We start from the raw sequence: 12,732 nt of genomic DNA, 5'->3' as shown, positions 1-12,732 counted from the left end.
CACCGATCCGGGGCAATCCCACTTCCTGGGCAGCGAGGACTCACATGCTGACCTGGACCCTGACCATACAGGTGGCGATGACCGCCGTCGTTCTCAGTGTCGGCGGCCTGCTCCACGCCCGCCACATCGCCCGGTCGTTCGACCGCAAGTGGGGCCGTCCCGAGGATTGGGGCTGAGCCTTCGCTGGTCGATGCGGACCGCTCGATCCTGAAGGTCCTGCGGTTCTGGATCCCGGGTTCCGCTGCGCGGCCCCAGGATGACACCGAGGGCGTCGGTCTCGTTGCATGAGCCGCCCGGGCCCTTACCCCCCGATCGCCCCGCTCTCCTCCCGCTCCACCCCCGCCGCCGCCATGTCGCCCCAGGCGCGCTCGAGCGAGCCGTCGCGGTCGATCGCCCGGCAGGCATCCTCGACCACCACCGCCTGGAAACCCGCCGCCCGGGCGTCGATCGCGCTCCAGGCGACGCAGTAATCGGTGGCGAGCCCGCACAGGAACACCCGGGTGAAGCCGCGCTCGCGCAGGTAGCCGGCGAGCCCCGTCGAGGTTTCGCGATCGGCCTCCCGGAAGGCCGAGTAGCTGTCGATGCCCGGCCGGTAGCCCTTGCGGATCACCAGCTGGGCGTGGGGCAGCGCCAGGGCCGGCGACAGCGCGGCACCGGGCGTGCCCTGCACGCAATGCTCCGGCCACAGCACCTGCGGGCCGTAAGGCAGGGTCGCGGTCTCGAACGGCGCCCGGCCCGGGTGGCTCGCCGCGAAGGAGGCGTGGCCGGCCGGGTGCCAGTCCTGGGTCAGGACGACGTGCCGGAACAGGCGTCCCAGCGCGTTGATCGGCGCGATCACCGCGTCCCCGTCCGGCACCGCCAGCGCGCCGCCGGGCAGGAAGTCGGCCTGGACGTCGATGACGAGGAGGCAGTCGGTCTCGCTCGCTTGAAGGGCGTTGGACGTCATCGCGTCGGGTCTCCGCCGATCCGGGGCGAATCGCCCCGGATGCCGCTGCGTCAGCCTATCAGGGATGCATCACCGTCGCACCGGTCGTCTGGCGCCCGGCGAGGTCGGCATGGACCTTCGGCGCATCGGCGAGCTTCGCCCGCGTGTGGACCGGGATCTTCACCGCCCCGCTCTCCACCACGGCGAACAGGTCGGCGGCCATCTCCTCCAGGGTCGCGCGGTCGGCGGTGTGGGTGAACAGGGTCGGCCGCGTGGCGTAGAGCGAGCCCTTCTGGCCGAGGATGCTGATGTCGAAGGCCTCGACCGGGCCCGAGGCGCTGCCGAAATTGACGAAATATCCGAAGGGCTTCAGGCAGTCGAGCGAGGCCGGGAAGGTCGCCTTGCCGACGCCGTCGTAGACGACCTGGCAGCCCTTGCCGCCGGTGATCTCCTTGACCCGGGCGGCGAAATCCTCGTCCCGGTAGAGGATGACGTGGTCGCAGCCGTGCTCGCGGGCGAGCGCGACCTTGTCCTGCGAGCCGACGGTGCCGATCACCGTGGCGCCGAGGTGCTTCGCCCACTGCGTCGCGATCAGCCCGACGCCGCCGGCGGCGGCGTGGAACAGGATCGTGTCGCCGGGCTGGACCTTGTAGGTCCGGCGCAGCAGGTACTGGGTGGTGAGGCCCTTGAGCATCATCGCGGCGGCGGTGTCGTCGTCGATGCCGTCGGGCACCCGCACGACCGACTTGGCGTCGATCACCACCTCCTCGGCATAGGTGCCGGCGGCCGAGCCGTAGGCGACCCGGTCGCCGGGCGAGAAGCCGGTCACGCCCGCGCCGACCGCCACCACGGTGCCGGCGCCCTCGTTGCCGGGGGTGAAGGGGAGCTGCGGCGCCTTGTACAGGCCGGAGCGGAAGTAGATGTCGATGAAGTTGACGCCGACGGCGCTCTGGCGCACCCGGATCTGGCCCGGCCCGGGATCGCCGACGGCGACCTCCTCGTAGCGCATCACCTCCGGGCCGCCGTACTCGTGTATCCGGATCGCCTTCGGCATCGTCTCGCTCCCAACCCTGGTCTCGTCGTTCGGGCGGGATCATAGGTGCCGGGGCGGCTGCGGCAATGGCCGGGATGGCGAACCGGCCGCGCGCGACCCAGATCACCCGGATGCGTGAGCGAGGACCCGTTTCGTGAGCCAGACAGCCGAGCCGAATGCCCGCCGGGACCGTCCCGAGGGAGCCCTCTTCGACGTGGCGGTGGTCGGCGCCGGTGCGGTCGGCCTCGCGGCGGCGCTGGCGCTCGCCCGCGAGGGGATCCGCACGGCGCTCGTCGGCCGCCACGCTCCCGTGGCCGATGGGCGCACCGTGGCGCTCCTCGACGGCTCGGTGCGGCTGCTCAGGGCGCTCGGCGCCTGGGAGGCCCTGGAGCCCCAGGCCGCCCCGCTCGCCGAGATGCACCTGATCGACGATACCGGCAGCCTGTTCCGTCCGCCGCCGGCCCGCTTCGTCGCCCGCGAGATCGGCCTCGACGCCTTCGGCTGGAACATCGAGAGCGCGCGCCTCGTCGAGGCCCTGCGCGCCCGCGCCCGGGCGGTGCCGGAGGTGACGCTGGTCGAGCACGATTCCGCCGGGTGCACCGTCGCGGCCGACCGGGCGGTGCTGGCGCTGGAGGGCGGCGGCGGCGTGGACGCCCGCCTCGTCGTCGCGGCCGATGGCGGCCTCTCGCCCCTGCGCGAGGCGGCGGGCCTCCCGGCGCGGCGCTGGACCTACCCGCAGAAGGCGCTGACCACGATCCTGGCGCACACCCGCGACCACCGCGAGGTCTCGACCGAGTTCCACACCCGCGAGGGGCCCTTCACCCTGGTGCCGCTGCCGGGCGGGCGCCGCTCCAGCCTGGTCTGGGTCTCGGCCGAGGCGCGGGCGGAGGCCCTCTCCGCCCTCGACGACGACGCCCTCGGCCGGGCGATCGAGCGGCAGGCGCAGTCGATGCTGGGGCAGATGCGGATCGACGGGCCGCGGGGCCTCGTGCCGATGCGCGGCCTGTCGGTGCCGCGCCCGGTGGGCCCGCGGCTCGCGCTCGTCGGCGAGGCCGCCCACGTCTTCCCGCCGATCGGCGCGCAGGGGCTGAACCTCGGTCTTCGCGACGCCGCGGCGCTTCGCGACGCGGTGGCGGGGTCCCGCGATCCCGGGGACGAGGCGGTGCTGTCGGGCTTCGCCCGCGGCCGGGCCCTCGACGCCCGGCTGCGGACGGGGGCGGTCGACACCCTCAACCGCAGCCTGCTCACCGCCTTCCTGCCGAGCGACCTCGCCCGCGGCGCGGGGCTCCTCGCCCTCTCGACCATCGGGCCGCTGCGGCGCCTGGTGATGCGCGAGGGCGTCACCCCGCGCCTCGGCACGCCGACCCTGATGCGGGGGTGAGGGCGCGGGGTGGCAGGGCGGAGCGCCGGCGATGCTACGGCGCGTTGCTGGCGCTCCGCCGGGTCGAGCTGGTGACCAGCGTGTCGGGCGACCAGTCGAAGGCGGTGCCGGCCCGGCCGAGCCGCTCGCCGTGGGCGAACAGCGCCCGCATGTAGCCCTGCTCGAACGGCGCCTGCGAGACCTGGCCGAAGCGCTGGTCGATGGTGGCGACGTGCAGGGGCAGGCCGGTGCGGTCGGCGAAGGCCTGCGTCACCGCGAGGGCGCCGGCGGTCTGGGCCTTGATCATCGCCGAGAGCGAGCGGCCGAGGATGCTCAGCATCGAGCGCTGCGCGACCTGGAAGTCCGGCGCCTGCGAGGTGTTGACGACGACGTAGACCGAGGGCGCCGGCAGCTTCGCGTCGTCCGGCTTCGCGTCGTCCGGCTTCGCGTCCTGGGGCCCGGCCCCCGCCACCTGCTCCAAGAGGGTGCGGCCGGGGGCGACGAAGAACGGCGCGGTGGCGCCGCCGTCGGCGTGCATCTCCTGGAAGCGCTTGCCCCCGGGGTCGACGGAGTCGATCATCACCGGCGGGAAGATGCCGGGGATCGCCGCCGAGGCCAGCATCACCTCGCGGAACAGCTTGAGCCCGGCCGGGCCGCCGGCCTGCGCGATGGCGCCCATGTCCCACAGGGTCGGGCGCAGGGAATCGAGCTCGGTGGTGACGACGAGGAGGCGCCGGCCCTTGCGGTGCTCCGCGGCCACCGCCGCGAGGAGCGCCGGCGTGACGCTGCGCTCGATGCCGCGCTTGAGCGGCCAGGTGTCGGTCAGGCTCTCGGGGCCGCCGCCGAACTCGAACACGTCCGCGGCGGACGTCTCGGTATAGGCCTTCTCCAGGGCCTCGTCCCCCGAGGCGCCCAGGAAGGCGAAGGGGGCGATGAGCGCCCCGGTCGAGACGCCGGTGACGACGCCGAATTCCGGCCGGGTGCCGGCCCGGGTCCAGCCCTTGAGCAGGCCGGCCGCGAAGGCGCCGTTCTCGCCGCCGCCGGAGAGCGCCAGCCAGGGCGCGCGCGCGGCCATCGCGGCCCCGTCGAGGAAGGTCCTGAACGCCGCCGGGTCGTCGCCGGGCAGCCGCACCGCGGCGGGCAGGCCCTCGGGCCGGGCCGCCGCGAGGTCGGCCGCCGTGAAGCTCGTCCGCGTCGTCGAGCGCTGGCGGTCCGCCACCGTGCCGGCCCGGGCCGGCACCGCACCCGAGGCGACCGCACCCAAGGCGAGGGCCGCGGCGAGCATCGTGGTCGCGGCGCCGGCAAGCCTGCGCCGATTCATCTCCCGGGACATGGTCCGTGTCCTCTGTCGCCCGCCCTGTACCCGCCTCGCTCGGTGAACGCCGGCTGTGAAGCTGCGTTCCATGCTGCACGTGCGAAACGGCACGGCGCGCACGCATTCGCCGGCAGGCCGCCAAGTCGCCGGGCCGGCGCCGGCTCCCGTCGTCAGTCCGACCGTGGATCCGGAGGGATCTGTACGGTCGGATCCGCCTCGTCGTACGATAATCGCCAGTTCAGGGCGCGCAACTCGACATGCGGTGACTTGCGGCGGCCGGTCGGAGATGGAGGCGGCGCGCATCGGGCGTAGGCCGCCGCGGCGTTCCCCCGAAAGCGGGAGGCGCCGCGGGCCAAGCCGGTCGCCGGCGCCGGGGCACGACCATCTGCCGAGACGCCGCCCCTTTACGGCCGCGCCGCCCCTGCTCTACCCCTCCGGAAAGGCCGGGTCCTCTCGCGATGCGGGAGACCGGCCGCGCCGGAAGGTCGGAGACCCGAGCCCATGAAACTGCCGCGCCGCTTCTTCCAGCCCCTGGCCACCGGGGCGCCGGCCCCTTTCCGCGAGCTGCCGGTGCGGCTCGAGCGGATGATCCACTTCGTGCCGCCGCACAACGACAAGGTCCGGGCCCGGGTGCCGGAGCTGGCGGCCCAGGTCGACGTGGTGCTCGGCAACCTCGAGGACGCGGTCCCGGCCGACCAGAAGCTGAACGCCCGCAAGGGCTTCATCGCCATGGCGCGGGACACCGACTTCTCCGCCCACGGCACCGGCCTGTGGACCCGCGTCAACGCCCTCAACAGCCCGTGGCTGCTCGACGACCTGATCGAGATCGTGGCCGAGGTCGGAAACAAGCTCGACGTCGTCATGGTGCCGAAGGTCGAGGGCCCGTGGGACATCCACTACGTCGACCAGCTCCTGGCCCAGCTCGAGGCCCGGGCCGGCGTGACGAAACCGATCCTGGTCCACGCCATCCTGGAGACGGCGGAGGGTGTCGCCAACGTCGACGCCATCGCCAGCGCCTCGCCGCGGATGCACGGCATGAGCCTCGGCCCCGCCGACCTCGCGGCGTCCCGCGGCATGAAGACCACCCGGGTCGGCGGCGGCCATCCGGATTACAAGGTCATCGCCGATCCGACGCCGGGCTCCCCGGAGCGGGCGAGCGTGCAGCAGGATCTCTGGCACTACACCATCGCCCGGATGGTCGATGCCTGCCAGGCCAACGGCATCAAGGCGTTCTACGGTCCCTTCGGCGACTTCTCCGACGCCGCCGCCTGCGAGGTGCAGTTCCGCAACGCCTTCCTGATGGGCTGCGCCGGGGCCTGGACCCTGCATCCGAGCCAGGTCGCGGTCGCCAAGGGCGTGTTCGCGCCTGATCCGGGCGAGGTCGCCTTCGCGAAGCGCATCCTCGAGGCGATGCCCGACGGCACCGGCGCGGTGATGCTCGACGGCAAGATGCAGGACGACGCCACCTGGAAGCAGGCCAGCGTGATCGTCGACCTCGCCCGGCTGGTGGCGGCCAAGGACCCCGACCTCGCCCGGGCCTACGGCCTGGAGTCCTGACGGCATCGTGAGATTGCAGGGGCGGGGCCTGACGTGCGCGCAGGCCCCGCGCCGGTGCAATCCCGCCCCCATCATCCTATGTAACGCTCATGCTCTCCGGACAGCCCTCTTCCGCCATGCCCGCCCCGCAGCCCGACGCCGCGCCGTCCGGCGCGGTCATCCGCCTCGCCAAGTTCAACATCGGCGACGTGGTGCGCCACCGGATCTACCCGTTCCGGGGCATCATCTTCGATGTCGACCCGGTCTTCGCCAACACCGAGGAATGGTGGCAGGCGATCCCCGAGGAGGTGCGGCCGTCCAAGGACCAGCCGTTCTACCACCTGCTCGCCGAGAACCAGGAGACCGAGTACGTTGCCTACGTCTCCGAGCAGAACCTGGTGCCCGACCGTTCCGGCGAGGCCCTGCGCCACGCCCGCATCGCCGAGATGTTCGAGCGCGACGCGGATGGCGGGTACCGGATGCGGAGCGACGCGGCCAACTGAGCCCGCGCGTTCCCGACGGGAGCCGGCGGCGCCGACGCGAGCGTTGCCGGCTCACGGCGTCATCCTGGGGCTCGCCGCGGGCGAGAACCCGGATCCATGACCGCCGACGGCGGAGAGCCGGGTAGCACCCGTTCCGCGTCATCCTCTGGATCGTCGGCGGCGACGGATCCCGGGTCCCGCTGCGCGACCCCGGGACGAGGTCGGAGGGTGTCGGGATCATCGGGCGACACGCAAGAAGGGCCGGGCGTCGCCGCCCGGCCCTTCTCGGCATCTGGCCGCGGGCGAACCCGCGGCGCGCGATACAAAAAGCTTACTTGGCCGGAGCCGCCGCCGGGGCGCCGCCCTTCTGCTCGAGCTGCTTGCGCATGTCCTCGGAGCGCTTCTCGAGCTCGGCCTGGAGCTTCTTCTGCTGCTCCTCGAGCACCTTCGGGTCGATTGGGGCGCCGTCGAAGGCCTTGCCGAAGCCGGCCAGCGGTACCGCGAAGGTGACCTCGCGCTGCATCTGGTTCTGCACGCTGACGTTCAGGGTGGTGCCCTTCTTCATCGCGTTGACCACGTCGTCCTTCAGGCCCGGAGCCTCGGCGAAGCAGCCGTTCGGGAAGCAGACGGCGTAGCGGCCGGGGGTCGGCTGGCCGTTGTCGACCGTGAAGCGGATGCCGGGCTGCAGCAGCAGGCCGAGCGGCATCAGGAAGCGCACGACCTTGGCGCCCTGCGGGCCCTTCATGTCGTAGACCGCGACGGCCAGCACCGCCTGGCCCTGGTCGGAGACGAAGTCGCGGGTGGTGTAGCAGACCTCGTTGCCGCTGCCCTGGTCCTTGCCGCAGACCTTGGTCCAGTCGGCCTGGGACGGCTCGGCCTTCACCTGCACCACCATCGGGCCGGTCTGCTGCTGGCCCTGCGCCGCCGGGGCGGCCGCGGGGGCGGCCGGCGCCGGGGCGGCGGGCTTCTTGGGCTGGGCGAGCGCCGGAGCGGCCGCGAGACCGAGCCCGAGGCCGGCCAGGGCGAAGGCGATGGCGGCCTGGTTCGGGCGCGCGGGACGATTCGCGAAGAACATCAGGAGTGGACCCCTCAATCGGCAGGAACGCCGAACGGCAAGAACGTCGGTGGCCGGTGGCGCAGGGACCCGCGGGACGGGTGCGCCGACAGCGGGCGGAGCGCGGCCGAAGGGCTCCGCCCGGCCTCCGGGGCGCCTGCTTTCCCCCGGATTGAGGCGAAGGCAAGGCCTTTCGGCTGCCGGCCGAGGGCCCCTTAGCCGATCCCTTCGCGGACCGCGAGGGGGCGGACGGGATTAAAGCACCCTTAACCATGTCGCGGCAGGGTGTCCGGTGCGGCGGGCGGAAGGGTGACGGCGGTGGCGGCTCAGGCGACGGTGAGACGAGACGACGCGCCGTCCCTGCGCGCCCCGGCGCCGGCCGGGCCGGGCGCGGTCGCCAGGGTTTCGGGCACGATCACGGATCCCGGCACGATCATCCCTCCCGCGACCGCCATGGGCCTCGGCGCGCTGCTCGCCGCCGTCGCCGACCGGCATCCGGGCCGCATCGCCTTCGTCGACCAGGCGAGCAAGCCGGCCTGGTGCGGCCGACCCGCCATCGCCTGGACCTTCGCCGCCGCCCGCGAGATCGTCGCCCGCCTGGCCGAGGGCCTCTCGCTGCTGCGCCTGCCGCCGCGCAGCCCCGTCGGCCTGTGCATGGCCGGCATGGCCGAAGCGCATCTCGCGCTCCTGGCGATCGAGCAGGCCGGCCACGTCCCCTGCCTGCTGCCGGTCACCTGGGACGAGGACCGACTGCTCCAGGCCGTCGAGGCGGCCCAGATCCTCGCCGTCCCGACCCAGGGCGTGCTCGGCACCGAGCGGCCGGCGGAGACGCTGTGCCGGGTCGCGATGCGCTACTTCCCGCTCCGCTTCGTCGCCGCCTTCGGGCCGCACGTGCCCGACGGCGTGCTGAGCCTCGACCAGGTCGTGCTCGACCACCGGGGTGACGCCGGCGCGCTCGGCACCGGCCCGGCCGCCGGCCTCGTGACCTTCGCGCTCCCGGGGGGGCAAGCCGGCCCCGCCGGCCCGCTGCCGGAGCCCGAGGGCGCCCCCGTGCCGATGCGGCGCGAGGCCGAGGCGCTGACGGCCGCCGCCGCCGGCTGCCTGGTACCGCTGCGGGCCGAGCCGGGCGAGCGGATCCTCAGCCTGCTGCCGCCCAGCGACCTGAAGGGCCTCGCCACCGGCCTCACCGCCGCCCTGCTCGCCGGGGCCACCCTGGAATGCCACCCCGTCTTCGAGGCGAGCGCCCTCTCGGCCGCCCTCGACCAGCCGGTGCCGACCCACCTGATCGCGCCGGCCTGGATGGAGGCGGGGTTCTCCCGCACCTCCGTGCCCGGCCGCCTGCGTACCCTCGTCTACGTCCACCGGGCGCCCTGCCGCCTCAGCACCCGCCTTCCGGGCCGCACCGGCGTCGTCGACGCGGTCGCCTTCGACGAGACCGCGCTGCTCTGCGGCCGGCGCGACGCGCAGGACGTCTCCCTCGTCCTGGCGGCCCCTGAGAGGGCCGCACCGGCCCCTGAGAGGGCCGCATCGGCCCCTGAGAGGGCCGCACCGGCGCCCGAGCGGTCCGGCCTGATCCAGATCCGCCGCGATCCGGACGGGCGCCTGAGCTTCCGCGGGCCGGCCTGCGAGGCCCGTATGTTGCGCCGCGGCATCACCGTGGACGAAAATCCCGACGGCTGGACGACCACGCGCTTCCGCGCCTCGCTCTTTGCCGGCGTCGCCACCGCGATCACGGAGGCCTGAACGCCGACGGACACTTTTTTCGCCCCGCCTCGACGGTCGAAAACAGCCGATGTTGCAGTGCGTTGACGGTCGTCGACCCGGTTCGTCCCGGGTGGTCGGGCCGGTGCCGGCGCCGCGACGGCGGTGAACCTTTGTCGGCTCACGGCGTTACTGCCCCGGTGCCTTCACGAGAGGCACGCGATCGGCTAACGCTTGACCATGGGTGCGCTGCAAAAAGTTCTCGTCGTCGACGACGGTCACCGCGCCGTCGACCGGGCCCTCTCCGCCGAGCTGGCCGAGCTGGGCTATGCCAGCGTCACCGCCTCGCTCGAGGCGGCGGACGACGTGCTGGCGATGATGCCGCGCCCGGCGGCGGTGCTGCTGCACGTCCCGCGCCGCGACACCGGCGGTGCCTTCCGTCTCCTGTCCGAGCGCCTGCGCGAGCAGATGCGCGGTGCCGGCGTCCCGGTGATCGAGGTCGACGATGCCGGCCAGCAGACCGGCGCCCCGATCGACCTGCAGAGCCGCATCGGCACCCGGGTGCTGAACGAGCCGGAATTCTGAAGCTTCGTTCGCCTCCCTCGACGGGAGGTGATGTCCACCCCGTCATTCCGGGGCCGCGCAGCGGAGCCCGGAACGACCGGGAGGGGACGAGGTCCGTCGGTCGAAACGACCTCCTCACCCCGCCTGAAGGAGCTTCACCGCCGCATCGCGCTCGAACAGGTAGAGCAGCGCCCGCAGCGCCTGTCCCCGCTCCGACCCGAGCCCCGGATCCCGGTCGACGGTCAGCTTCGCGTCGTCCCGCGCCGCGACGATCAGGTCGCCGTCGACCTCCGGCCGGGCGAGGCGGAAGGCGGCGAGACCCGACTGGCGGGTGCCCAGCACCTCGCCCTCGCCGCGCAGGCGCAGATCCTCCTCGGCGATGCGGAAGCCGTCCTCGGTCTCGCGCATCATCTCGAGCCGGGCCCGCGCCACCTGGCCGAGCGGCCCCTTGAACAGCAGCAGGCAGGTCGAGGCGCCCGACCCCCGCCCGACCCGGCCGCGCAGCTGGTGCAGCTGGGCGAGCCCGAAGCGCTCGGCGTGCTCGATCACCATGACGGTGGCCTGCGGCACGTCGACGCCGACCTCGACCACCGTGGTCGAGACCAGGATCCTGGTCTCGCCGGTCACGAAGCGCTCCATCGCCTCGTCCTTGTCCTTGCCCGGCATCTTGCCGTGGACGAGTCCGACCGCGTCGCCGAAGCGCTCGCGCAGGCCTGAGAACCGCTCCTCGGCGGCGGCGAGGTCGACGTACTCGGATTCGGCGACGAGCGGGCAGATCCAGTAGACCCGGTCGCCCTTGGCGAGCGCCCGCTCCAGGCCGAGCGTCACCTCCTCGATGCGGTCGGTCGAGACCAGCACGGTCTTGATCGGCTGGCGGCCGGCCGGCTTCTCGTCGAGGACCGAGACCTCCATGTCGCCGAAGCAGGTCAGCGCGAGGGTGCGGGGGATCGGCGTCGCGGTCATCACCAGGATATCGACCGCCGCGCCCTTGCCCCCCAGCGCCAGGCGCTGATGCACGCCGAAGCGGTGCTGCTCGTCCACCACCGCGAGGCCGAGATCGTGGAACGCCACGTCGTCCTGGAACAGGGCGTGGGTGCCGACGACGACGTGGATCGCGCCGTCGGCGAGGCCGGCGAGCGTCGCGCGGCGCTCCGCCGCCCGGTCGCGGCCGGTCAAGAGCGCGAGCTTCAAGCCCGCCGCCTCGACCAGCGGCCGCAGGCGCTCGGCGTGCTGGCGGGCCAGAATCTCGGTCGGCGCCATCATCGCCGCCTGGCGCCCGGCCTCGATCGCGGAGGCCATGGCGAGGAGCGCCACCGCGGTCTTGCCCGAGCCGACATCGCCCTGGAGCAGGCGCAGCATCCGGCGCTCCGAGCCCATGTCGCCGCGGATCTCGGCGAGCGCCCGGGTCTGCGCGCCGGTCAGCCCGAACGGCAGGGCCGCCTCGATCCGCCGCGACAGGGCGCCGTCGCCGACATTGGTGCGGCCGGCCGGGCGGTGCATCCGGCTGCGCACGAGAGCCAGCGCGAGCTGCGAGGCGAGCAGCTCGTCGTAGGCGAGGCGGCGCCGGGCCGGGGTCTTCAGGTCCTCCTCGGTCTCGGCGGCCTCGGCCGGGCGGTGCTCGGTGCGGAGCGCGTCGGCGAAGGCCGGCCAGCCCTGGCGGTCGAGCCAGGCCCGGTCCTGCCACTCGGGCAGGGTCGGCAGCCGGTCGAGAGCCGAGACCGCGAGCTTGCCGATCGCCCGCGAGGTCAGGCCCTCGGTGGCGCCGTAGATCGGCTCCACCGCCGGCAGGTCGGCAAGGCCCTTCTCGTCGAGGATGCGCGAGGGGTGCACCATCTGGCGGAAGCCGTCCCACAGCTCGATCCGGCCGGAGACGTAGCGGTGGCTGCCGAGCGGCAGCATCTTCTCGATGCGGGCGCGGGGCAGGTTGAAGAACACCAGGGTGATGTCGCCGGTCTGGTCCTCGACCAGCACCCGGAACGGCTTTCGCCCGCCCCCCATCTGCGGCGGGCGGTGGGCGACCACCGTCACCCCGAGCGTCACCGGCTCGCCGGGCGGCGCCTCGGCGATCGAGCCGCGCAGCTGCCGGGCGATGCCGCGCTGCGGCAGGTGGAACAGCAGGTCGACCACCCGGGCCGGGCGCTCCGGCGTGCCGACGAGCTTGTCGATCAGCACGGCGACCTTGGGACCGGCCCCCGGCAGCACGGTCGCGGGGGCGAACAGGGGATCGAGCAGGGAGGGACGCAGCGACATCGGGCCGGGAGCGAAGGGGAACCGGGGGCTCTATACACCACGCCGGCGCCGCTGCGGGACGCTCCGTGTCGCATCGTGCGCGTCGCGCCCCATATCGGGGTGAAGGGTTTCGCACCCGCGCCCCGGGCGGTAAAGCCGCTCCGGACCAGCCCGAGGAATTGTCTTCGCGATGACCGGCACCACCCGCACCAGCGCCGACCTCGATCCGCGCCGCCGCCGCACGCTCTACCGCTCCTGGCACCGGGGCACCCGCGAGATGGACCTGATCATGGGCCGCTTCGCGGACGCCGAGATCGGGACGCTGACGGAGGAGGAGCTCGACGATTTCGAGCTCCTGATCGAGGTGCCGGACCGCGACCTCTTCCGCTGGATCACCGACGAGGCCGAGGTTCCGTCGAACTACGACACGGCGGTCTATCGCCGGATGAAGGCGTTTCATCAGCATGGAGCGCCGGTGGATCTGTGAGATCGGCTTCCAAGTGAGGCGCGGGTCTGAACCCTCCCCCCTCTGC

Annotated in this window: 12 protein-coding genes; 7 read left to right on the top strand and 5 right to left on the bottom strand. The window is 73.5% G+C overall.

What is annotated here, in order from left to right:
* The first annotated feature begins 44 nt into the window (after positions 1-44).
* On the top strand, positions 45-176 hold the full coding sequence (locus tag A5481_RS35755; protein WP_280946482.1) for a hypothetical protein: 132 nt from the start codon (positions 45-47) through the stop codon (positions 174-176).
* A gap of 125 nt (positions 177-301) precedes the next feature.
* Here the strand turns inward: A5481_RS35755 and pncA are convergent, their stop codons facing one another.
* Positions 302-946, bottom strand: a complete 645-nt coding sequence (gene pncA, locus A5481_RS27300) for a bifunctional nicotinamidase/pyrazinamidase (protein WP_064504423.1) — start codon at positions 944-946, stop codon at positions 302-304.
* Between the two features lie 58 nt (positions 947-1,004).
* Positions 1,005-1,979: a quinone oxidoreductase family protein gene (locus tag A5481_RS27295; RefSeq protein WP_048435339.1), complete on the bottom strand. Its 975-nt coding sequence runs from the start codon at positions 1,977-1,979 to the stop codon at positions 1,005-1,007.
* Positions 1,980-2,112: 133 nt separating this feature from the next.
* On the opposite strand from A5481_RS27295, the gene A5481_RS27290 reads away from it, so the two are divergent.
* A complete protein-coding gene (locus tag A5481_RS27290; protein ID WP_048435338.1) occupies positions 2,113-3,339 on the top strand; it encodes a UbiH/UbiF family hydroxylase in 1,227 nt (408 codons plus the stop codon).
* 34 nt (positions 3,340-3,373) lie between these two features.
* Here the strand turns inward: A5481_RS27290 and A5481_RS27285 are convergent, their stop codons facing one another.
* Positions 3,374-4,651 (bottom strand): patatin-like phospholipase family protein, encoded by a 1,278-nt coding sequence (locus A5481_RS27285; protein WP_048435337.1) that lies wholly within the window; start codon positions 4,649-4,651, stop codon positions 3,374-3,376.
* 483 nt (positions 4,652-5,134) lie between these two features.
* Here A5481_RS27285 and A5481_RS27280 point away from each other — a divergent pair, with 483 nt between their 5' ends.
* Positions 5,135-6,190: an HpcH/HpaI aldolase/citrate lyase family protein gene (locus A5481_RS27280; RefSeq protein WP_048435336.1), complete on the top strand. Its 1,056-nt coding sequence runs from the start codon at positions 5,135-5,137 to the stop codon at positions 6,188-6,190.
* A 116-nt stretch (positions 6,191-6,306) separates the two neighbouring features.
* Positions 6,307-6,672 carry a heat shock protein HspQ gene (gene hspQ, locus A5481_RS27275; RefSeq protein ID WP_048435335.1) on the top strand — a complete coding sequence of 122 codons (366 nt, stop codon included), beginning with the start codon at positions 6,307-6,309 and terminating at the stop codon, positions 6,670-6,672.
* A 310-nt stretch (positions 6,673-6,982) separates the two neighbouring features.
* On the opposite strand, the gene A5481_RS27270 is transcribed toward hspQ, so the two are convergent.
* Positions 6,983-7,726 carry an invasion associated locus B family protein gene (locus A5481_RS27270; protein WP_048435334.1) on the bottom strand — a complete coding sequence of 248 codons (744 nt, stop codon included), beginning with the start codon at positions 7,724-7,726 and terminating at the stop codon, positions 6,983-6,985.
* A 315-nt stretch (positions 7,727-8,041) separates the two neighbouring features.
* Between A5481_RS27270 and A5481_RS27265 the strand changes: the two genes are divergently transcribed.
* Together A5481_RS27265 and A5481_RS27260 are read left to right on the top strand one after the other, a co-directional pair.
* On the top strand, positions 8,042-9,448 hold the full coding sequence (locus A5481_RS27265) for an AMP-binding protein (protein WP_245298667.1): 1,407 nt from the start codon (positions 8,042-8,044) through the stop codon (positions 9,446-9,448).
* A 198-nt stretch (positions 9,449-9,646) separates the two neighbouring features.
* Entirely contained in the window at positions 9,647-9,991 is a 345-nt protein-coding gene (locus A5481_RS27260) for a hypothetical protein (RefSeq protein ID WP_048435333.1), read from the top strand.
* 114 nt (positions 9,992-10,105) lie between these two features.
* Here A5481_RS27260 and recG read toward each other — a convergent pair whose 3' ends face one another.
* Positions 10,106-12,220: an ATP-dependent DNA helicase RecG gene (gene recG, locus A5481_RS27255; RefSeq protein WP_048435332.1), complete on the bottom strand. Its 2,115-nt coding sequence runs from the start codon at positions 12,218-12,220 to the stop codon at positions 10,106-10,108.
* 169 nt (positions 12,221-12,389) lie between these two features.
* Between recG and A5481_RS27250 the strand changes: the two genes are divergently transcribed.
* A complete protein-coding gene (locus tag A5481_RS27250; protein ID WP_048435331.1) occupies positions 12,390-12,686 on the top strand; it encodes an FAD assembly factor SdhE in 297 nt (98 codons plus the stop codon).
* The last annotated feature ends 46 nt before the right edge of the window (positions 12,687-12,732 follow it).

The organism is Methylobacterium platani (genome assembly GCF_001653715.1).
GTDB lineage: Bacteria > Pseudomonadota > Alphaproteobacteria > Rhizobiales > Beijerinckiaceae > Methylobacterium > Methylobacterium platani.
The sequence above is the reverse complement of the archived record's forward strand: the minus strand, read 5'-3'. Positions and strand labels throughout refer to the sequence as shown.

Coding starts and splice junctions, on each gene's coding strand:
- A5481_RS35755 (WP_280946482.1), top strand. CDS start 45: ATGCTGACCTGGACCCTGACCATACAGGTGGCGATGACCGCCGTCGTT.
- pncA (WP_064504423.1), bottom strand. CDS start 946: ATGACGTCCAACGCCCTTCAAGCGAGCGAGACCGACTGCCTCCTCGTC.
- A5481_RS27295 (WP_048435339.1), bottom strand. CDS start 1,979: ATGCCGAAGGCGATCCGGATACACGAGTACGGCGGCCCGGAGGTGATG.
- A5481_RS27285 (WP_048435337.1), bottom strand. CDS start 4,651: ATGTCCCGGGAGATGAATCGGCGCAGGCTTGCCGGCGCCGCGACCACG.
- A5481_RS27280 (WP_048435336.1), top strand. CDS start 5,135: ATGAAACTGCCGCGCCGCTTCTTCCAGCCCCTGGCCACCGGGGCGCCG.
- hspQ (WP_048435335.1), top strand. CDS start 6,307: ATGCCCGCCCCGCAGCCCGACGCCGCGCCGTCCGGCGCGGTCATCCGC.
- A5481_RS27270 (WP_048435334.1), bottom strand. CDS start 7,726: ATGTTCTTCGCGAATCGTCCCGCGCGCCCGAACCAGGCCGCCATCGCC.
- A5481_RS27260 (WP_048435333.1), top strand. CDS start 9,647: ATGGGTGCGCTGCAAAAAGTTCTCGTCGTCGACGACGGTCACCGCGCC.
- recG (WP_048435332.1), bottom strand. CDS start 12,220: ATGTCGCTGCGTCCCTCCCTGCTCGATCCCCTGTTCGCCCCCGCGACC.
- A5481_RS27250 (WP_048435331.1), top strand. CDS start 12,390: ATGACCGGCACCACCCGCACCAGCGCCGACCTCGATCCGCGCCGCCGC.